At 63.7% G+C, this 20,013-nt stretch carries 16 protein-coding genes; 8 read left to right on the top strand and 8 right to left on the bottom strand.

The window, feature by feature from the left end; all coding sequences use genetic code 11:
• Positions 1-96: 96 nt before the first annotated feature.
• Genes EII42_RS04395 through EII42_RS04385 form a run of 3 tightly spaced genes read right to left on the bottom strand, consistent with a single transcriptional unit; the run spans position 97 to position 3,094 of the window.
• On the bottom strand, positions 97-1,839 hold the full coding sequence (locus EII42_RS04395; protein WP_125170909.1) for a DNA/RNA non-specific endonuclease: 1,743 nt from the start codon (positions 1,837-1,839) through the stop codon (positions 97-99).
• Positions 1,840-1,893: 54 nt separating this feature from the next.
• Positions 1,894-2,850 (bottom strand): SRPBCC family protein, encoded by a 957-nt coding sequence (locus EII42_RS04390; protein ID WP_158676404.1) that lies wholly within the window; start codon positions 2,848-2,850, stop codon positions 1,894-1,896.
• A complete protein-coding gene (locus EII42_RS04385) occupies positions 2,837-3,094 on the bottom strand; it encodes a hypothetical protein (protein ID WP_125171004.1) in 258 nt (85 codons plus the stop codon). The genes EII42_RS04390 and EII42_RS04385 overlap by 14 nt, the downstream gene beginning before the upstream one ends.
• A gap of 453 nt (positions 3,095-3,547) precedes the next feature.
• Here EII42_RS04385 and EII42_RS04380 point away from each other — a divergent pair, with 453 nt between their 5' ends.
• Together EII42_RS04380 and EII42_RS13270 are read left to right on the top strand one after the other, a co-directional pair.
• A complete protein-coding gene (locus EII42_RS04380) occupies positions 3,548-3,865 on the top strand; it encodes a DUF952 domain-containing protein (RefSeq protein WP_125170907.1) in 318 nt (105 codons plus the stop codon).
• 314 nt (positions 3,866-4,179) lie between these two features.
• The gene (locus EII42_RS13270) at positions 4,180-6,396 is read left to right on the top strand and encodes an endo-1,4-beta-xylanase (protein ID WP_199729799.1); all 2,217 of its coding nucleotides are present in this window, start codon (positions 4,180-4,182) and stop codon (positions 6,394-6,396) included.
• A gap of 233 nt (positions 6,397-6,629) precedes the next feature.
• Here EII42_RS13270 and EII42_RS04370 read toward each other — a convergent pair whose 3' ends face one another.
• Both EII42_RS04370 and EII42_RS04365 read right to left on the bottom strand, forming a co-directional pair.
• Positions 6,630-7,883: an endo-1,4-beta-xylanase gene (locus EII42_RS04370; RefSeq protein WP_125170906.1), complete on the bottom strand. Its 1,254-nt coding sequence runs from the start codon at positions 7,881-7,883 to the stop codon at positions 6,630-6,632.
• Positions 7,884-8,018: 135 nt separating this feature from the next.
• The gene (locus EII42_RS04365) at positions 8,019-9,047 is read right to left on the bottom strand and encodes a LacI family DNA-binding transcriptional regulator (protein ID WP_125170905.1); all 1,029 of its coding nucleotides are present in this window, start codon (positions 9,045-9,047) and stop codon (positions 8,019-8,021) included.
• A gap of 193 nt (positions 9,048-9,240) precedes the next feature.
• Here EII42_RS04365 and EII42_RS04360 point away from each other — a divergent pair, with 193 nt between their 5' ends.
• The 5 genes from EII42_RS04360 to EII42_RS04340 are packed head-to-tail and all read left to right on the top strand — an operon-like array spanning position 9,241 to position 15,436.
• Positions 9,241-10,536 carry an extracellular solute-binding protein gene (locus EII42_RS04360; RefSeq protein ID WP_125170904.1) on the top strand — a complete coding sequence of 432 codons (1,296 nt, stop codon included), beginning with the start codon at positions 9,241-9,243 and terminating at the stop codon, positions 10,534-10,536.
• 2 nt (positions 10,537-10,538) lie between these two features.
• Complete coding sequence (locus EII42_RS04355) at positions 10,539-11,534, top strand: carbohydrate ABC transporter permease (protein ID WP_125170903.1); 996 nt, start codon at positions 10,539-10,541, stop codon at positions 11,532-11,534.
• On the top strand, positions 11,531-12,364 hold the full coding sequence (locus EII42_RS04350; protein ID WP_125170902.1) for a carbohydrate ABC transporter permease: 834 nt from the start codon (positions 11,531-11,533) through the stop codon (positions 12,362-12,364). The genes EII42_RS04355 and EII42_RS04350 overlap by 4 nt, the downstream gene beginning before the upstream one ends.
• Positions 12,365-12,386: 22 nt before the next feature.
• Positions 12,387-14,687, top strand: coding sequence for a glycoside hydrolase family 3 protein (locus EII42_RS04345; protein ID WP_125170901.1), 2,301 nt, complete (start codon positions 12,387-12,389; stop codon positions 14,685-14,687).
• A gap of 56 nt (positions 14,688-14,743) precedes the next feature.
• A complete protein-coding gene (locus tag EII42_RS04340) occupies positions 14,744-15,436 on the top strand; it encodes a polysaccharide deacetylase family protein (protein WP_125170900.1) in 693 nt (230 codons plus the stop codon).
• Here EII42_RS04340 and xylB read toward each other — a convergent pair.
• Positions 15,345-16,739, bottom strand: a complete 1,395-nt coding sequence (gene xylB, locus EII42_RS04335) for a xylulokinase (RefSeq protein WP_125170899.1) — start codon at positions 16,737-16,739, stop codon at positions 15,345-15,347. The two genes, EII42_RS04340 and xylB, sit on opposite strands and share 92 nt — an antisense overlap.
• A gap of 6 nt (positions 16,740-16,745) precedes the next feature.
• Complete coding sequence (xylA, locus tag EII42_RS04330) at positions 16,746-17,909, bottom strand: xylose isomerase (RefSeq protein ID WP_233558271.1); 1,164 nt, start codon at positions 17,907-17,909, stop codon at positions 16,746-16,748.
• Positions 17,910-17,978: 69 nt separating this feature from the next.
• On the opposite strand from xylA, the gene EII42_RS04325 reads away from it, so the two are divergent.
• Positions 17,979-19,202, top strand: a complete 1,224-nt coding sequence (locus EII42_RS04325; RefSeq protein ID WP_125170897.1) for an ROK family protein — start codon at positions 17,979-17,981, stop codon at positions 19,200-19,202.
• Positions 19,203-19,390: 188 nt separating this feature from the next.
• Here the strand turns inward: EII42_RS04325 and EII42_RS04320 are convergent.
• On the bottom strand, positions 19,391-20,013 hold a 623-nt coding region (locus EII42_RS04320; RefSeq protein ID WP_305000352.1), incomplete at its 5' end, for an SdrD B-like domain-containing protein.

The raw sequence follows: 20,013 nt of genomic DNA, 5'->3' as shown, positions 1-20,013 counted from the left end.
CACCGTCACTGCTGTCGGGACTGGGGCGCCGGTCGGGGTGACGCGAGTCTTCGCCCGTTCCGGCGCGCCACAGCCTGTGTGACCACGCTATAGGCCCTAGAGCAGGAGGTCGTCCGGGCCATTGATCACATGCCCCAGGGACTCGTGCCTGGCGGCCGGATCGTAGGTGGCCAGATCCCCGAAGCCCAGGCCGGTGATTTCCGCTAGTTGCGCGATCGGGATCTGGTATGTGCGATACTGGCCGTAGGCAAACTCCAGGTCGGCAAACAGGTGCTTCTGCGTTTGCAGGTAGGCGGTGGCCGACAGCTGCCCGTCGGGTTTGACCAGCACGGCCACTTTCCAGAACTCGGCCGGGATCCGGTACTTGCCCCGGTAGACCATGTCGTCGCTGCGGAACACTGGCCCAGTGAACACCGACACCTTCAGATCGAGTTGGTTGGCGTTCGACAGGATGTAGTCCTCAAGATCCAGCCAGGTCTTCTGGTTGAGTCCCATGTGCTGCGGGGCGCAGTTCGTGAAGTGGAAGGTGTCGGCGTTAGCCCGGTGGGCGTCAGGGCCCCAGTTCGGATCTTGACGACGCACCAGGTGCCCTCGGTCCAGCTTGTTAGCTGCATACACCTCGTTGCCGTACTGGGCTGCCTGCGGGATGCGTTCATCGTACTTCCATTCGTCCCTGGCGCGGTCGATCTTGACCTCCTGGCTGCCGTCGATGTTCACGGCTGTGAAGAAAGCCAAGCCGCGCGAGGCACGCATCACCACAGAGAAGTGGACGTAGTCGAGCACCTTGCTGCCCGCGTCCGTGACCGTGATGTCATCGATGAGGGCTTCGGGAATGGTAGGCAGCGGTACGGGGTACTGCTCACCCAGGAAGTGTTCGTCGTAGCCGAGGACGCTGTGTGTGGCCGGTTCGGGTTCGGGCTCGGCGGGCATCGTCGCGGAGGGGAAGACCGTGCGCAACAGTTCCTGTGCTCGCGGCGCGAGCTTCGGGCTGGCCTGACGCACGAAGGCCGCGATCGAGCTGATGCGCACCCCTTCGTTGGCGAGCCATTGACCGGGCCGTTCCTTATCGGGCACGCCCGCGTGATGCAGCGCCACCACTGCCCACTGGTCGTTGAACACCGGGGAGCCGGAGGAGCCGGGCTCCGTGTCTGTCAGATAATGCACGAAGTCTCCCGAGATGGCGCGCACCTCGTTCTCGCGCAGCGTGACCGCTTTCGGCCCCCCGCTGGGGTGTTGAATTATCGAGACGTATTCCCCTTCGATCACCTTGCCGCGTTCCGGAACCAGCGGAAGGTGCCCGAATTCTGCCAGACTCTTTGCCGCCCGCGGATTGTCGTGTACCGCGACGAACGTGAAGTCGAGCTCCTCGTCCGTTAGGAACAGCGACTGCGGGTCGAGCCTGAAACTGTATACGGGCTGGGGCATGAAGTTTTCATCGTCTTGGTAGTTGAATTCGACGTGCGCACGAAGCGCAACCTCGGTGTCGTTGATCACATGGTTGTTGGTCAGCAACACGTTGGGCGCGACGAGGAAGCCGGTTCCGCTGCCTTCCACGGCACCGCGTCGGTCACGCAGCACCACCCGGCACACGGGCTCGCTGACCCGCAAGCCGACTTGCAGATATGAGATCGGAAACAGGTCACTGTTACCCAGGATTCGTTCGATGGCGTTCGAATCCCGCTCGTTGACGGTGACGCGCCGGCCGGGAATGATCCGCCGTTTGCTTTCGGTCACCCCGCCGTTCTCCGCGGTGGCGCGCATGAAGCGCAGCCACGCTGCTTCTTCCTGTTGGGTATGCCGGTCCTCGACCGGCCGCCCGAGTTCGGTATTTCGCTCCATGATGAGCCTCCCTCGACAAACTAGGAAGCGGATACCCCTGGGAACAGACTACGCCTAGAGCTCAGCGGATTCTTGACTTCGAGAAATACCATCGGACATGCCTTGCGCCTCTTTGGCGATACCATGCCCGAGATTTCCCACCTGCAGCGAGACCAGACGATGTTGCACCGGGCGCAGCACCCGGCTAAGCACCGGGCCGAGCGCTTTGGCCAGCCTCCTTGGCTTGCGACTGCGCAGCCAGTTGAGGGCGACGACGGCGCGGGTCCCGTCGTCGGCCGGGCTCAGCTGCACCGAGATCAGCCGCTCGTTGGCGTGCGGCAGTTCGGGGAAGGAGTAGCGCCAGATAACCTGATCGTCGGCGCACTCGTCGCGCTCGACGAATACCCGCACGCTCCCCTTGCGGCCGCGCTGGCGGCCGAGCCATCCGTCGCCCTCCGGTTTGAGCTCCGATACGAAGAAATCCCACTCCGGTAGTCGCTCGGCGTCGGAAACGACCCCCCACACGGCGCCTAGGGGCGCAGGGATGAAGAAACTTGCTTCGTGCCCGATGCTCGGCCGACTCGCGGCCGAAGCGGATGCCGAGAGCTTGGTACGCACGTCCTCTCCCCGCACACCTGCGGCGCTCAGCAACTCGGTTATGTGGCCACTTGGTTCGCCCAGCAGGGAGAGCAGGATCGCTGTCTCGACGGGGCTACCGGTTTCGCTGGCGCTGAATACGCGTGCGCTGCGCTCGCTGAACCCCGCCTGCCCCGCGGAGCCGGCCGTGGTCGTCGGGGCGTAGCTGATGCCCAGCCGGGCGAGTTGCTCGGTCCGCTCCTGCTCGATCGCGGCGCGCACCCGAGCAACCGAAAGCCCCAGCCCACGCAGCGCACGCCCGGCCGGCCCGTCGGAGCGCACGAGGGCGAGCAGCAGGTGTTCCGGCTCGATCTCGACATCCCCCGTTCGCCTGGCTTCCTCGCCACCAACGAGATACAGGTGCTGTATTACTTCGTGGAAATTACTTTTGCCCACCACGGTTTCTCCTCGGGATGCTGATGCTGGGGTCCACTCTCCGCGCGTACTTCTTGTGCACTGCCTGCCTGCTCACGCCGAGCATGTCGGCGATCGCCTGCCAACTCAGCCCTGCCCGGAGGGCTGCCTCCACTTGGCATAGTTCCAGACGATCGGTCAGCTGCCGCAGAGCGGCCACCGCGCGAAGTCCGGCTCGCGGGTCTGCGGTCTCCGTCGCCTGCGAAACGATTTCTTGCGGCTCCATGATGTCAACCGTAGTTGCTATCTGCAGCCACGTCAACCTGGGTTGCCAAACCCGCCCCCCCGCCACCGAGAACCGCGCACCCCCTACGGCCATCTGCCCGACGACGGGAGCAAGCTCCTTGTCACCCACTTACCGCCCCTCGTATCCGTCCGGCCCACCCCCTCCCGCGCACGCCATCGACGCGAAACTCAAACCAGTTTCCGTGCACCACCTGATCGAAGGCCACAGCTCGCGCCGAATGAGGAGAAACGCCACTCTCGACCCTGTTCGAGTCGGTTACCTTACGCGACACGCCGGCCCCAAACCTCAAAGAAGGGCAACGAACAGAGGCCGATGAGATGCGCCCACAGCTCACACACCTACCCGGAGCGAACCGCATGAACCCAGTCCCGCGCCACCCGGCGCAAGATACAGGATCAGGCTCGATTTGACTAGGTAATTAGGATCACAAGCATGATCTTTCACATCGCCCTGCCCGAGGATTTGGCTGAAGCGTTGGCCTCTGGCGTGTACCGCAACTCCACCCGCGGCGCGCTGATCGCCGAGGTCGGTTTTCTGCACGCCTGTGACTCGCTGGATCAAGTGAAGCGAGTGCGGGAGTTCATCTATCCGGATCGCGACGACGTGATCATCTTGACCCTGAACGAGGAACGTCTCGCGACGGCCAATTTCACCGTCCTGCGCGAGCCGACCGATCCGGAAGACCCAGAGTCTGAGCACTTCCCACACATCTACGGCGGGGATGTCCCCGTGGAATTGCTAGCTGCCTAAGCCGCATTTCGAAGATCATGCCGGGAGCACGACGCACCGACACAACCCGGCAGCCCACCTTGACCGGAGCTTCCCGCACGGCGGGCAGCTAACGAGAAGTCGGCCCAACGCACCCCGCACCCCCTACCCAGCAGTGCTTTCGAGGCAGACACTAACCGTTTCACCGGAGGCCCGAGGTCGGCAGGCCCCTCGCCCAGCCCAGCACCAGAGTCCACGCGCGGCAATTAGTTGTTGACATGAACAATCCCTCCGGGTAACCTCCTGGCTACCTTTAGTTGCACGTCGCGACTAATAGTGATCTCTAGGAGCCACAGATGTCTCTACTGAAGAAACTGTCCGGTGGGCTCGCGCTCGGGGTGATCCTGGCCCAGTTCCCCTTGTGGGCATCGGCCGATCTACCCACCTATTCCCTGCGCGCGGCCGCGCCGGACACCCCCGCCATCGGGACCGCCGTCTGGGGACAGCGTGACCTGCTCGGGCCGGACAGCGAGGAAAACTCCCAGTTCCGCACGCTGCTCAGCCAGCAGTTCAACTCGATCACGCCCGAGAACGACATGAAGTGGGAACTCATCCACCCGGAACCCACCAGGTACGACTTCTCCGGCGCTGACGCCATCGTCGACTTCGCCGCAAAGCACAATCAAAAGGTACGTGGCCACACCCTTCTGTGGCACAGCCAGAACCCCAAATGGGTGACCGAGGCGAGCGCCACGTGGAACTGCACTGATGCCCGAGACACCCTGAAAGAGCACATCGAGACCGTCGTCGGTCGTTACAAAGGCAAGATCTACGAATGGGATGTCGCAAACGAGCTGTTCCAAGACACCTGGGACGACGGTGGAGTAAAACTACGCACCGCAGCCAACCCATTCCTGAAGGCTTGCTCGGACGACCCCGTCTCCTTGATCGCCGACGCCTTCAGATGGGCCCACGCGGCAGACCCCGGGGCCATACTCTTCCTGAATGACTACAACGCCGAAGGCATCAACGAGAAGACCGACTCCTACTACGCCTTGGCGAAGGAACTACTGGCTAAACAGGCCCCCGTTCACGGCTTCGGCGCACAGGCGCACCTCAGCCTGAAGTACGACTACGACGAGTCTCTCCCCAAGAACCTCCAACGCTTCGCCGACCTCGGGCTCAAGGTGGCGATCACCGAGGCCGACGTGCGCATTCCAATCGCCGACGAGGCCCTTCCCACCCAAGCCCAGATCGACGAGCACGCAGCCCGGCACGCCAAGCTCCTGCGGGCCTGCCTGGAACAACCCGCCTGCACGAGCTTCACGGTGTGGGGGTTCTCCGACTCCTACTCCTGGGTGCCAGGCACCTTCCCCGGTGAGGGTTACGCCAACATCTTCGACGACCAGTGGATTCCCAAGGCCGCCTACTTCAAGCTGCTCGACGAGCTAGCGTACGCCAAAGCCACCCGCAGCGGTCTACAGCCGGAAACCGAGACCCTGCGTAAAGAAGCCGAACCCAGGCTGGTGATCGGCACAGCGATCGCGGGCGGCGGCCATCACGACCAGCAGCCCTACAAGAACCCCTTCTACCATTCAGCCCGCTACCGCACCATCCTCGCTAGCGAGTTCAGCTCGGTCACGCCCGAGAACCACCTCAAGTGGGAGTTCGTCCACCCCAAGCGCGGCCAGTTCAATTTCCAACCGGCCGACGACATCGTCGCCTTCGCTGAGCGTCACGGACAGCAGGTTCGTGGTCACACCCTGCTGTGGCACAGCCAGAACCCGAAGTGGCTCGAAGAGGGCGGCCTCACCAAGCAGGAACTGCGTGCAGAACTGGAACAGCACGTCAAGACCGTCGTTGGGCGCTATCGAGGCAGGATCCACCAGTGGGATGTGGCCAATGAGATCTTCGACGGCAAGGGCAACCTGCGACTCAAGGAGAACATCTGGCTACGCGAACTGGGCGCCGAGGCCATCGCCGACGCCTTCCGCTGGGCGCACGAGGCGGACCCGAACGCGAAGCTGTTCTTCAACGATTACGGAGTCGAGGGCATCAATCCCAAGTCGGACGCCTACCTGGAGTTGAGCAAGAAGCTCCTGGCGCAGGGGGTACCCGTGCATGGCTTCTCGGCCCAGGCCCATTTCGACATGGCACGGCCCTACCCGGCGGACATGCGCGAGAACCTGGCCCGGTTCGACGCCTTGGGGTTGGAGACTGCTTTCACCGAGGTGGACGTACGGATGAAGCTGCCCGCAGACGGCGTGCCCACGCCACAGCAGTTGAAAACCCAAGCTGACTACTACGGCGCGACGCTGGACGCCTGCCTGGCGGTCAGCAAGTGCCGGTCCTTCACCGTCTGGGGATTCAACGACAGCTACTCCTGGGTGCCGGTGTTCTTCCAGGGGACTGGCGCGGCAACCGTGATGGATGCGGACTACAAGAGGAAGCCCAGCTACTACGAACTGCTGTCGAGGCTGCTTAAGAATAAGCAGCCGAGCAGCCCGGCGAGCCCATCACCCAAACCCAGCGTGAAACCCAAGTTGCCCAAGACTGGCGTGACAACCGGATAGGCCCCCTTGCGAAAGTCAGGCTACGGGGCACCGGAGCGGGCAAGAAGGCTCGCGCCAACTTGACCGGCGTTCCGGAACGGGATGCGGCCGTCGAGAGCCCGATTCGTCCCGGCCGACGGCCCCTAATAACGCTTTCGAACCAGGCCCCAGAACGGCTATGAAGGCTGCACCTAGCGAGTCCGCTGGGAGCAGCCTTCATAGCCCGTGGAGCATTCGGAGGGCAATCCCCGGAGTTATTCGAGCGCGACCATCACCTCGTCGCCCAGCGTGAAGGTGCGCTCCTCGCTCCGGACTTCGAGCACGTATTGCCCCTTCCATCCCCAGAGTTCAGCCACTCCGTCTGCATCGGTGTAGGCGTGTTGTTCCTCGGTCCACCATTCGCCCTTGACCAACCGATGTAGCATCTCCATGGCGGGCTTGGCGGAACCATCAGCCCGGAGGAGACCTGCAGGAGCGCCGAGCCACGCGCCCCTGTCCCAGATGTTCCAGTAGGTGAAGGCCTCAACCGCAGGGTGAGAGAAGAGCGTCCGAATGTGCCTCTCCAGTTCGGCCGACTGCCTGGCCTCTCCCTCGTCGGTGCTAGGCCAAGAATCCACCACCCAGTCGTTCAGGTCAACGATGTGCGAGGGCATGAGTTCTCCGGAGACGAGGGTGGTCTCGGTGAAGTGGAGCGGGATGCCGTAGCGGGCGAACCGCTCTATGACAGCCAGCGTTTCCTCCTCGCCGCGGTATCCCTGATGCATGTGCGTCTGCAGTCCGATCCTGTCGATTCGCACTTCCGCCGCGAGCAGGCCCTCGATGAGGGCGTCGTAGGCGAAGCTGAGGTCGAAGTCGTTGATCAGCAACGTGGCGTTCGGGTTGGCGGCGCGCGCCTCGTCGAAGGCCAGACGCACGGTCTCAATGCGCCCCAGTTCGCGACACAGTCGGGTGATACCGTTCGGATACTTGTCGAAATGAGGCATGATCACCACCTCGTTGATGGCGTCCCACATGTCGATCAGGCCAGCGAAGTCGGCTACCTCGCGTCGAATGCGTTCCCGCTGCGCTCGCTCTACCTCGGGCACGGACAACTTATCCAGCCATTTGGCGGTTTCGGTGTGCCAAACCAGCGGGTGGCCCTTGACTCGCACCCCCCTCGACCGCAGCCACCGGGCAGTCGCCTTCACGCGTTCACGGTCTGTTCGGCCCTGCTGCGGCTCGTACCATCCCCAATAGAACGGCAGCGTTGCCCAGTTAAACGTGGAGAACCAGTGCGCACACACCCGCTGAGTGGCTTCGAGTTCTTCCCCAGAAAGCTGGCCTGCCACCAGAGGCAGGAACTCGAAGGCCGTCGCCGCGAAACCAAACTCGTGCGCGGTCTGCCTGTAGGTCACCTTCTCGTTCGGCACCGGCGCCCCGAACCGGTCAACGAGTCGAACGAGGCTTGCCGTGCGTCGGTGAGCGAGCGTCGCATCCGCTTTCGGACAATCTTGTTTGAACTGGTACACAACACCTCCTTGTATTTGTTTTACCTTGGTACCAATTGTAGACCACGACGCCCCAACGGGTACCCCGACCAAGAAGACACGCCCCCTCCTTGCCAATCTGACACATCGGGGCCCAACGCCGCTTGCGCAGCACACCTAGAGAGGTCGCGTCGAGCTGCGGATCACCAGCTCGGTCGGCAGCCGTACCGTGCCACTGAGCGCCGGACGCCCGGCGGACAACGCGAGCACTTGCCGCAACGCGGTCGCGCCCATCTCCTCCAAAGGCTGCCGCACCGTTGTTAGCCGGGGAGTCGACAGCTCGGCGAGAAAGGTGTCGTCGAAACCGACGACACTGAGATCGTCCGGAACGGCCAGCCCCCGCTCGCGCGCCGCTTCCAGAACAGCCAGTGCGGTGACGTCAGTGGCAGCAAAGACCGCCGTTGGGCGCACCCCTTCGGGCAGATCCAGAAGCTCCCGCGCCACCCGCAGTCCGTCGTCGTGGGCGAATGAGGACCCCACAACCAGGCGTTCATCCACTGGCAGACCATGCATCTGCAGCGCAGAAAGGTAGCCCTGCATCCGTTCATTGGAAGGAACCGACTCGCGTGGCCCTCGCAGGAACGCTACCCGGGCGTGCCCTAAGCCAATCAGGTGCCCCGCCGCCTCCACTCCCCCGTTCCAATTCGTCGCGGAAATGCAGACCACCTCACCCGGAAGCGGATTGGCGGGATCCACAACCACCAGCGGCAACCCGAGTCCCACCGCCCGCGCAATCTGGTCATCCGCTACCTGCGCGGTCACCACCACCACGCCCAGGCACCCCAGGGCGACGAGCCGTTCGAGCCAACCGACCTCGAATGGCACTCCCCCGGGGCAATCGGCATCGACCTTGGCACACTGGGCGAGCACCCCGACCCCTTCACACGTCGCGGCAGAAACCACCCCGCGCATGACCTCCAGCGTGTACGTGGTGGTCATCGAGTCCGTCACGAAGGCCACCACGCCCCCCAACGAACCAATACGCCGAACATAGCCCAACTCGCTCGCCGCACGTCGCACCCGCTCGCGAACCGCGACCGAAACATCCGGACGCCCATTGAGTGCCTTGGACGCCGTGGACTTTGCGACCCCGGCTCGTCGAGCCACTTCGGCCAACCCGACGCTTGCCCTTCCCCCGTCAGCCATGGACTCATAGTATCCGAAATTGTTTCGGAGCAGAAGGACAACGACCCACGACCCAACAGAACGGCTTTGACTAGCAGAGACGACTTAGTTTTAATTTGGGTCTTGACTAAACAAATAGTTTGAGTAGCCTAAGAACAACGAAACTTCACCGAAACGCCGCGCCGATGCGGCATCGAACAGAAGGGACTCAACGATGATCCAGAAACTCCCTCGCCGCCTCCTCGCGGCGGCTTCCCTGGCCACGGCGCTCTTCGTCGGCGCCTGTGCCGGAGGGGAAACCACCGGCCAGCCCTCCACCGGCGAACAGACGATCGTCTGGTGGCACAACTCGAACGCCGAGCCGGGCAAGGGCTACTACGACAAAGTCGCGCGAGACTTCGAGAGGCAGCACTCCGGGGTCAAGGTCGAGGTGCATGCCATGCAGCACGAAGACATGGTCACGAAGCTGGAGGCCGCTTGGCAAAGCGGTGACATGCCGGATGTCTACATGGAGCGTGGCGGCGGCGAGCTGGCAGGCAAAGTGAAGGCGGGCCTCGTCAGGGATCTAACCGATGAGGCAAAGGAGGAGATCGCCAAGGTCGGCGGCAAAGCCGCGGGCTGGCAGGTTGACGGCAGGACCTACGGCCTGCCCTACTCCGTCGGAGTCGTGGGCTTCTGGTACAACACCAAGCTGTTCGAGCAGGCTGGAATCACAAAGACGCCGCAGAACTGGGACGAGATGTTCCAGGTCGTAGACAAGCTGAAGGCAACAGGCATCGACCCGATCTCGGTCGGTGCGGGCGACAAGTGGCCCGCCGCGCACTACTGGTACTACTTCGTGCTGCGCGAGTGCAGCAAGGACGTGTTGACCGACGCAGTCACCAGCCTCGATTTCCACGATCCCTGCTTCCTGAAGGCCGGAGAGGACTTGGCCAAGGCAGTTCAGGCAGAACCCTTCAACCCTGGCTTCCTCACCACGCTGGCCCAGGCCGGCCCCACCAGCGCATCCGGGCTCCTCGCCACGGGCAAGGTAGCCATGGAACTCGCCGGCCACTGGGAGCCCGGCGTCATGCAAGGCCTGACGGAGGACAACCAAGGCCTCGGCGAGAACACAGGCTGGTTCGCATTCCCGGCCGTGCCCGGCGGGAAGGGCGACCCGTCCGCCACACTGGGAGGCGGAGACGCCTGGGCCGTGCCGAAATCCGCTCCCGACGTCGCGGTCGATTTCGCCAAGTTCCTGCTCAGCGACGAGGTGCAGATCGGCTTCGCCGAAAAGGATATGGGCCTGCCCACGAACCCTGCCGCGACGAACTCCGTCAAGGATCGGGCGCTGGCAGACCTGCTGCGCATTCGAGATGAGGCCGCCTACGTACAGCTTTACTTCGACACCGCCTTCGGCCAATCCATCGGCGGAGCAATGAACGACTCCATCGCCCTGGTCTTCGCCGGGCAGGCCACGGCCAAGGACATCGTTGACGCCACCCAAGCCGCTGCGGACGCGGAGAAGTAGCCGTGACCCAGGCACGCGCGGCCACCACAACCGCCAGCCCGCGGCGCAGAGATCAACTGCCCCGCGGGCGCAAGCCCGGCAAGCGCCTCGACTGGCGCAAAGGAGCAGAGGTGGTGGCTTTCACCCTCCCCGCGCTGACCCTCCTCGCGCTATTCATCGCCTGGCCGATCATGAAGGCAGTCGAGTTCTCGTTCTACCGTTGGAAGGGCTTCGGCCCCCTCGTGGATTTCGTTGGATTGCAAAACTACGTCTCAGTGCTGACCAACGACGTGTTCACCAGTTCCGTTGGCCACAACTTCTTCATAGTCTTCGTGTCGATAGCGCTGCAACTACCTCTCGGACTGGCGATCGCGCTGCTTCTGAACCAGAAGATCCGTGGGCAGGGAGTACTGCGCACCATCGTCTTCGTGCCCTACGTCGTGGCCGAGGTGATTGCGGGCGTCGTCTGGTACCAGCTCTTGCAGCCGAAGTACGGCGTCTTCGACTCGCTGATGAGTTCGATCGGATTGCAGGGCCCCCCGCAGGGCTGGCTCGGCACGCAGGACTACGCACTGTGGACGGTGATGATCGTCCTGACCTGGAAATATCTGGGGCTCGCCATCATCCTCTTCCTCGCCGGGCTGCAAGGCGTACCAGACGAAGTGCTGGAAGCCTCGGCCATCGACGGTGCCTCCTGGTGGCAGACCCAGCGTCACATCACCATACCGATGCTCGGCCCCACACTGAAGACCTGGGTTTTTCTGTCGATGGTGGGTTCCCTCCAACTGTTCGACATGGTGTGGATTCTTACCAAGGGTGGACCGGCGAACGCCACCACCACCATGGCAACATTTCTCATCAACGAGGGAACCAAACGCTCAAACTACGGCATAGCGGGCGCGGCTTCCGTGATTCTGTTCATCATCGCGCTCACGTGCTCGGTGTTCTACCAACGATTCGTCATGCGCTCGGATGAAAGCCGGGCAGCGAAACGCACAACCCGAAAGGCTGGACGATGAACGGCAACCCCGCGCGCAGCGCCTGGCGCGTGTTGGTCTACGCGTTGGCCCTAGTCGTGGTCGCGCTCACCCTCGGGCCGGTACTCTACGCAGTCTTCGGCGGCTTCCGCACGAATGCCCAGCTGGCTGCCGACCCTGCTGGCCTGCCCTCCCCCTGGGTAGCCGACAACTACATCAATGCCCTGAGCAACCCGATGTTCTGGCGCTACGGCCTGAACTCCGTGATGATCGGGGCAATGACCACTGTCCTCGTGGTGCTCTTTGGCCTGATGGCCGCTTACCCTCTGTCACGCTACGAGTTCCGGCTCCGCGAGCCCATCTACATGGTGTTCGTCGCCGGCCTACTCTTCCCTGCGACGGTGGCCTCGATCCCGCTGTTCATCATCATCAGCCGCGACCTGAACCTCAGCAACACATGGTTCGGCATAGCGCTACCGCAGGCTGCATTTGCGCTGCCCATGACCATCGTGATCCTCCGACCCTTCCTCCAAGCCATCCCGAAAGAGATGGAGGAGGCGGCTTTCATTGATGGCGCCAACCGGATCAAGGTTTTTACCAAAGTGATAGTGCCGCTGTCGGGACCAGGACTGATCACGGTGGGCGTGCTGGCTTTCGTCGCTTCCTGGAACGCCTACCTGCTTCCGCTGCTTCTCCTTCAGGGAGACATGAAGACCCTGCCTCTTGGCGTGGCCGACTACTCGTCGGAGCACTCGGCGGACACGGCCGGGGTGTTCGCCTTCACCACCTTGGCGATGATTCCGGCCCTTATCTTTTTCCTGGCCATGCAGAAGCGCATCGTCAGCGGCCTACAAGGCGCGGTCAAGGGATGACCGGCGCCAGAAAGACACCACAATGAACACATCCGAACAGACAATGCTGGTCGACGCGCTCCTCGACCGGATGTCATTCGAGGACATGGCTTTCCAGCTCGGCTCCTACTGGCATCCTGCATTGCACGAGCCCGATCCCGAAGCGGACTCAGATGCTCACGACGTGGCCCCCATGGAGCAGGAACTCTCTCAGGGAGCCGGCTCCTGGGAAGAGTCCTGCCGTCTGGGTCTCGGCCACCTGACTCGCGTCTTCGGCACCGGCCCCGTATCGATTCCTGAAGGCAGGCAACGGCTCCGCCAATGGCAAAATCAGGTACGCAGTTCCTCCGCATTCGGCATACCCGCCATAGCGCACGAGGAATGCTTGACCGGACTCACCGCTCTGGGCGCCACCGTCTACCCGGCGGCAATCGCCTGGGGAGCCACCTGGCGACCCGAGCTGATCCAGGAAATGGCCAACGCAATCGGGTCGGACATGTTTCGTCTCGGCGTCCACCAGGGCCTCTCTCCCCTGCTCGACGTGGTCCGGGACTACCGCTGGGGCCGCGTCGAAGAGACCTGCGGCGAGGACCCCTACCTGGTCGGGACCCTCGGCAGCGCATACATCACCGGCCTGCAATCGGCCGGGGTGCTCGCCTGCGCGAAGCACTTCGTCGCCTATCCAGCCTCCCGCGCGGGTCGGAACCACGCCCCCGTTTCGATGGGGCGCCGCGAGTTGGAGGACATCATGCTGCCTCCGTTCGAGATGGCGGTGCGGGAGGGCGGGGTCGCCTCCGTGATGAACTCCTATTCCGACATCGACGGGGAACCCTCTGCCGCCTCCCATTGGCTACTCACCGGGGTGCTGCGCGACCGATGGGGGTTCGAGGGCACGGTGCTGAGCGACTACTGGTCAGTGCGTTTCCTACACAAAGCACACCGCGTAGCTCCCGACGATGCCTCTGCCGCTGCTCTCGCGTTGAACGCGGGACTCGACGTCGAATTGCCCAACACCGGCTCCTTTTCGGCAATCCCGGAGGCTGTCGAGCGCGGGCTGCTCAGCCCGGAGACGGTGAGGACGGCGGCTAGGCGGGTTCTCCTGCAGAAGGCACGCCTTGGTCTGCTGGATCTGCCCGCTGGGAAGCCTGAGCCTACGGCCACCGTCGATCTGGACTCGGCAGACAACCGCGCCATCGCCAGACGAGTCGCCGATGAGTCGATCATTCTATTGAAGAACGACGGCGTGCTCCCGCTGAAACCCACAGATCGAGTAGCCCTGATCGGGCCGTCCTGGGCTGATGTGCGCTCGTTCATGGGCTGCTACGCATTCCCGAACCACGTGCTGAGCAAGTACAGCGGGAAACAGACTGGCATCCCGATCACCGCTCTCGACGAGGCGCTGCGCGCAACCCTCGAACAGCCCATCGTGGCCGTGCAGGGTACCGGGTTCACCTCGGGCAACGACGCAGACATCGAGCAGGCTGCCGCAGCTGCCGCGGATGCCGAGGTGGCTGTCGTGACGCTGGGCGACATCGCCGGGCTGTTCGGCGTGGGCACCTCCGGGGAAGGCTGCGACGTGGTTGATCTCAGCCTGCCGGGGCGGCAGGGCGAACTGCTGGAAGCCGTATTGGCTACCGGAACCCCAACCGTGCTCATCCTAATCACCGGACGAACCTACGCACTCGGGCGATTCGCCGAGCGTACCGCGGCCATCATCCAGGCCTTCATGCCCGGTGCAGAGGGCGCCCAGGCAATTGTCGACGTGTTGCTGGGGGTCGTGAATCCTTCAGGCAAGCTGCCTATAGCGGTACCGAATCACCCGGGAGGCCAGCCCGGAACCTACCTGCAACCCATGCTTGGCTGGGTCTCCGAAGGAATCAGCAACCTGGACCCCAGGCCGCTGTACCCCTTCGGCCACGGCTTGTCCTACACCTCGTTCGAGCTGGGCATCCCCCGAGTCTCGCGCCAGGAGATCTCGCCTGACGGCGAGTTCAACGTGAGCGTAACCGTGGCAAACACCGGTGAACGCGACGGCTCGGAAGTTCTGCAGCTCTACTTGAGCGACCCCTGGGCCGAGGTGGTTCGCCCGCTGAAGCAACTCATCGGATTCAGAAAAGTGGACGTTCCTGCGGGTCAGCGCAGGGAAGTCATTTTCCATGTGCACGCCGACCGACTGTCCTTCACCGGCCAGGACCTCAGGCGCATCGTCGAGCCGGGAGAATTCCTGCTTAGCGTCGGAACTTCGTCGGAACACAGAACCCCGCCGGTCAGCATCACCGTCACCGGTGAGCGTCGCATTGTCGAGGAAGGCCGCAGACTCACCACCCCGACCAGCGTCCGCTAGCTTCGGTCGGGGGTTCGGCGACGGGCCCCCGACCGCCTGTTCCGAAAGGTTCCCTCGTGACCGGCGACTTTCCCCCTTGCGCCATCGGCAACGGCAAGCCGGTGGCGCTGACTTTCGACGATGGCCCCAACCCGGGTTGCACCAACCGCCTGCTCGATCTGTTGGCCACGTGCCGGGTCACCGCCACTTTTTGCGTCGTGGGCAGCAGCATCCGATGTCCGGGCGGTGCTCGGGTGTTGCGCCGGATCTCGGATGAGGGGCACCTCATCGTCAACCACTCGAACGATTTCGCGGATCTGGCCCGGCTTCCGGCCCACGAGATAGCTCACCGGCTCCTCCTGACCAACTCCCTGATCCGCGAAGCGCTCGGCGCTGACCTCGATGTGACAATGTTTCGGGCCCCCAACGGATCCTGGGGGACGGGTGGCAGAGTGGCCGAGGTGGCGGCATCGCTGGGCATGGCTCCGCTCGGGTTGGGCCGCGTCATCTACGACTGGCGTGACGAGTGGCAAGACGCCTGCCGGCTGACCGCAAACCTCAGGGCAGCGCTGACGCCCGGAGCGGTCGTGCTGGCCCACGACGGCGGGGGCGACAGGACAGCCACCGTCGAGGCATTCGAGCGGGTGCTCGGCAACCTCGACGATGGCTGGACTTTCGTCAGGCCCACCCCATCGCGTCAGCCAGTTTCGCGCTCAGCTCACGGTAGCGTCGCGCCAGTCCGGGGGCCGGCTCGGCCACAAAGTCGTTGATGCCGCTCGGCTCCCAGGTGACGAGACCGCCGGACAGGCAGGAGGCAGCCTGACGAGCCGCCCCAAGCGCGACGTATTCGGCCGGCGCCGGCACCTGCACAGGCCGTCCAAGAAGTGCGGGAGCCAACTCCCGGACGGCGCGCGACTTCGCCGCGCCGCCGATGAGGCTCACCTTCGCCACATCGACCCCCAGCCCGGAAATGGCCGCCAGTCCGTTCGACATCAAGGCGAGCAAACCCTCGACAGCGGCCCGGGCGAAGTTCTCCCGCGTGAAGTTGGTCAGCGTCGCGCCAAGAACCGCAGCGGTAGCGTCGGGCAGGTTCGGGGTCCGCTCCCCCTCAAACCAGGGCACCAGGGTGAGGCCACCGGCCCCGGGCTCAGCGTTCAGCGCAAGCGCCGAAAGCTCGTCGTGGTCCACGGCAAGCATTCGGCAAGCAGCGTCCAGGATTCGCGCCGCGTTCAGCGTGCATGTGAGCGGCAGCCACCCACCACAGGCGTCGGCGAACACGCTGACTGCGCCAGACGGGTCGGCGACAGGAACGGCCGACACCGCAGCCACCACCCCCGATGTGCCCAACGAAACGCTGGTCTGCCCCGGGCCTAAGCCCAGCCCCAAAGCAGCCGCCGCGTTGTCGCCTGCTCCGGGGCCGAACAGGAACTCGTCTCCGGTAACAGAATCGGTTGGGCCCAGCACCCTGGGCAACAGCACACCGCTGGCGTCGCGCTGCAACGCCAGATCAAGGAGGTCGCGTCGGTATTCGTCCTTGAAGGAGTCGTAGTACCCGGTCCCGGAGGCGTCCGAACGGTCCGTCACCAAGTCTTCGAGCCCTCCACTCCCCCGGATTCGCCAGGTCAACCAATCGTGAGGCAGCGCCACCGCAGCCACGCGAGTGGCGTTGTCTGGTTCGTTCTCTGCCAGCCAGCGAAGTTTAGTGTTGGTGAAGGAAGCCACTGGCAAGCTTCCAGTCACTCCGGCCCAATCGTCGAACTCCTCCCGCAGCCGCTGCGCAGCATCCGCAGAGCGAGTGTCGTTCCACAGGAGTGCTGGCCGGATCACCTCCCCTGCCTCATCCAGTACGACCATGCCGTGCTGCTGCCCGCCCACGCTGAGCGCGGCCACGTCGGCCAGCCCCCCGGCGGCCCGGGAGGCGGCCTGGAAAGCGTCCCACCAGTGCTTCGGATGGACTTCAGTGCCGGAGGGGTGCGGGGCGGACCCCTGGCGCACGATCTCGCCGGAGTCCGCGTCGACCACAAGCACCTTGCACGACTGCGTGGAACTGTCCACGCCCGCTACAAGTGTCATACCGGCTCACCCACGCAACAGATGGCGGAGCGCGACTTGCTGAAGCTCGACGAAACGGTACTCTCGGTCTCGCTTGGCCTGAGGATCCGGCATCTCAGCCGTGCGCAGCGCCGCCACGGTCTCTCCTGGCGCCAGCGTGGGTTCGGCAAGTTCGAAGATCGACGCTTCCCTCATCAGATCGATAGCTGCAGGGTCTTGGCGGAAAGCTTTGGCCCGCTCGGCAAGCAGCGTGAAGGCTTCGATGTTGGCCCTCGCTGAATCCCAGATCCCTTGGACTCCCTCGGTACGGCTCGGTTTGTAGTCGAAGTGGATTGGGCCGGTGTACCTGGGAGCTTCTGGGCTGGCGGGGAAACCATTCACCAGGAGATCGACGGTGAAGAAGGCGCTCATGAGGTCACCATGTCCAAAGGCGAGGTCCTGGTCGTATTTGAGTCCGCGCTGCCCATTGAGATCGATGTGGAAGAGCTTCCCGCAGTAGAGCGCCAGGGCCAAGCCCTGGGTGTAGTTGAGGTTTGCCATCTGCTCGTGACCCACCTCCGGATTGAGCCCCACGATGTCCCCGTTGTCGAGCGTCGCGATCAGGCCCAGCGCGTGACCGATGGTCGGCAGCAGGATATCGCCGCGCGGCTCGTTGGGTTTGGGCTCCAGGCCGATGCGCAGGTGATAGCCCTGCTCCTTGATGTATCCGGCCACCGTGTCGAGACCCTCGGCGTAACGCGCATGGGCGGCGTAGTAGTCCTTCGACGTGTCGTACTCGGCGCCCTCGCGCCCACCCCACATCACGAAGGTTGTGGCTCCCACTTCTGCTGCGATGTCGACCGCGTTCAGAATCTTCTTCAGCCCAAAGCGCCGCACGGAACGGTCGTTCGAGGTCAGCCCGCCGTCTTTGAACATGGGGTGGGTGAAGGTGTTCGTCGTTACCATCTCGATCACCAGCCCGGCTTGATCCGCTGCCTGCTTGAGCCGGGTTACGCGAGCCTTGGCGGTAGCCTCATCTGCGTCGAAGGGGTAAACGTCGTTGTCGTGGAAGGTGATTCCCCAGGCGCCCAGCTCAGCCAGCTTCTCCGCGTACTCCCAGGGCTCGAAGGCGTCCCGGGTGTTCGTTCCGAACGGGTCCGCGCCCTGCCAGCCGACCGTCCAGAGACCAAACGAGAATTTGTAGTTGTCCATCATCGCTCCTCATCGAGATCGATTTGTCTTGTGATACAACTTATAGGGTGGATGGAGTAGAGTCAAGCCATGCAACAAGCACCGCAGCCCATTGTCGCTAGGCAGGCCGGCCTGAGATCGCAGAATCTGGCGCTCGCGGCCTCGCTGGTCTTCGCCAGCAAACGCCCGGTTGCACGAGTGGACGTCGCCAAGGCGACAGGAATGACCAGATCGACGGCGTCGCGCCTGGTGGACGACCTCGTGGCGGGGGGCATCCTGATCGAGTCAGACCCGATCTACTCCAACAAGGCCGGACGACCGGCGGTGCCGCTCTCGCCAGCTTCGAGGACCTACTTCGGCCTCGGGCTTGAGGTCAACGTCTCCCATCTGGCGGCCCGCCTGATCGACCTGCGTGGAGATCTGGTCGCCGCGCGGGACATCGCGGGCGACTTCGTGGGGTCGAACCCGGCAACAGTGCTGGCCCAAGTGGGCGACGTCGCTTTGCAGTGCCTCGCCGAGATACCAGCCGGGGGCAGGCTAGTCGGCGTCCAGGTGGCCGTTCCGGGTCTGGTCGACGCCGATACCAATCACCTGCTCAGAGCCCCAAATCTGCGCTGGGGTGACGTTGACGTGCTGCGAGAGCTGGCTGGCAACGGGCTCAGGGCCATCGCAGAGGCACCCAGCGCCGTGATGAACGAAGCAGACTGCGCCGCCATCCTCGCTTCCCGAGAAGCCCCCGGACGGAACGCGGACTTGGACACCTTCCTATACCTATCTGGCGAGGTCGGCATCGGTTCTGCCCTGATTATCGAAGGCAGGCTCGCCCGGGGTCGACGCGGCTGGGCAGGAGAGATCGGGCACACCTGCATCAATCCCAAGGGACCGAGGTGCAGCTGCGGAGCAACCGGCTGCCTGGAACAATACGCCGGCACCACCGCCCTCTTGAGAGCCGCTGGCGCCCGTTCAGCGGAGGAGCTGCGAACGAAACTGATCGACAGCGACGAGCGCGCCCTGGCAGCGCTCGAAGCAGCCAGCCAAGCCTTAAGCTTGGCCGTAGCGAATGCCTGCAACCTTCTTGACGTGTCGACGATCATCTTGGGAGGCGATCTGAGCACTCACGCCGACGCCTACACCCCCGCGATACTTGCCGAGCTGGATCAGCGCCTACTCACCAGACCATTCACCAGCCCGCAGGTCCTTTCCGTGCTCCCTGACCACGCGGCACCGGCCATGGGGGCAGCTTTCGTCGCGGTGGAGCGCCTGATCGCCGATCCTGCTCACTGGGTTCCCGAGCATCAGCCAAGCGACGGCTAGGCGTACTCGGCCAGGACGCCGTTGACGCCTACTGGGTTGGCGTTGGGCAACACCTCCGTCGCGGTGTTTGGCTCCTCGTTTCTCACCCGGTCCCCGGGTTAGCCCGCTACAGCGCCACAAAGCCGCTGACCTGTTTGAAACGCAAACGGGGCGGGGCCTCTTGGCCCCACCCCGCCAGCAGTCACCGGCTAGACACCAGTCTTGGGCATACCCGGCTTCTTGGGCATCGGCTTCTTGTAGAAACCGAAGTCCAGGGTGAGATCGGAGTCGCCGCTTTCCATGAGACCCTGGGTCACTTCACAGGTCGTTGACGAATCCTTGTCTCGGCTGGTGGCGTTTGCCTTGGTCGGGAGCATCCCTGCGGGCTGCGCCACGCAAACCTTGTAGGATTCCCCATCCTTGAGAGCGGGCAAGGCATCAAACAGGTACTTGCCCTTGGTATCGGTCTTGACCTGGGGAACCGGGTTGCCGTCAACGTCCTTGACCAGCTTTCCGTCCGGGCCGACGATGGTCAGTTGAACACCCGGAATACCAGGCTCCCCATCGTTCTGGATGCCGTTGTTGTCGACATCCTCCCACACGTAGTCGCCCACGCTGACCTTCGGCGTCACGAAACCAAAGTCGAGAGTCAGATCTGCCTCCCCGTCCTTGGTCAACCCCATCGAGGTAGCGCAGTTCGTAGAAGAGTCCTTATCCCGGGTGGTGGTTCCTTCCAGCGTTGGCACCAGCCCCGCAGGATCAGTCACACAAACCTTGTACGACTCACCCGCACCCAACACCGGCAGATCCTCAAACAGATACCCACCATCGT

Origin of the sequence: Tessaracoccus sp. OH4464_COT-324 (genome assembly GCF_003932855.1) — a bacterium.
GTDB lineage: Bacteria > Actinomycetota > Actinomycetes > Propionibacteriales > Propionibacteriaceae > Arachnia.
This window is presented reverse-complemented; position numbering and strand designations above follow the sequence as displayed.

Coding starts and splice junctions, on each gene's coding strand:
- EII42_RS04380 (WP_125170907.1), top strand. CDS start 3,548: ATGATCTTTCACATCGCCCTGCCCGAGGATTTGGCTGAAGCGTTGGCC.
- EII42_RS04395 (WP_125170909.1), bottom strand. CDS start 1,839: ATGGAGCGAAATACCGAACTCGGGCGGCCGGTCGAGGACCGGCATACC.
- EII42_RS04365 (WP_125170905.1), bottom strand. CDS start 9,047: ATGGCTGACGGGGGAAGGGCAAGCGTCGGGTTGGCCGAAGTGGCTCGA.
- EII42_RS04360 (WP_125170904.1), top strand. CDS start 9,241: ATGATCCAGAAACTCCCTCGCCGCCTCCTCGCGGCGGCTTCCCTGGCC.
- EII42_RS13270 (WP_199729799.1), top strand. CDS start 4,180: ATGTCTCTACTGAAGAAACTGTCCGGTGGGCTCGCGCTCGGGGTGATC.
- EII42_RS04350 (WP_125170902.1), top strand. CDS start 11,531: ATGAACGGCAACCCCGCGCGCAGCGCCTGGCGCGTGTTGGTCTACGCG.
- EII42_RS04385 (WP_125171004.1), bottom strand. CDS start 3,094: ATGGAGCCGCAAGAAATCGTTTCGCAGGCGACGGAGACCGCAGACCCG.
- xylA (WP_233558271.1), bottom strand. CDS start 17,909: ATGGACAACTACAAATTCTCGTTTGGTCTCTGGACGGTCGGCTGGCAG.
- EII42_RS04345 (WP_125170901.1), top strand. CDS start 12,387: ATGAACACATCCGAACAGACAATGCTGGTCGACGCGCTCCTCGACCGG.
- xylB (WP_125170899.1), bottom strand. CDS start 16,739: ATGACACTTGTAGCGGGCGTGGACAGTTCCACGCAGTCGTGCAAGGTG.
- EII42_RS04325 (WP_125170897.1), top strand. CDS start 17,979: ATGCAACAAGCACCGCAGCCCATTGTCGCTAGGCAGGCCGGCCTGAGA.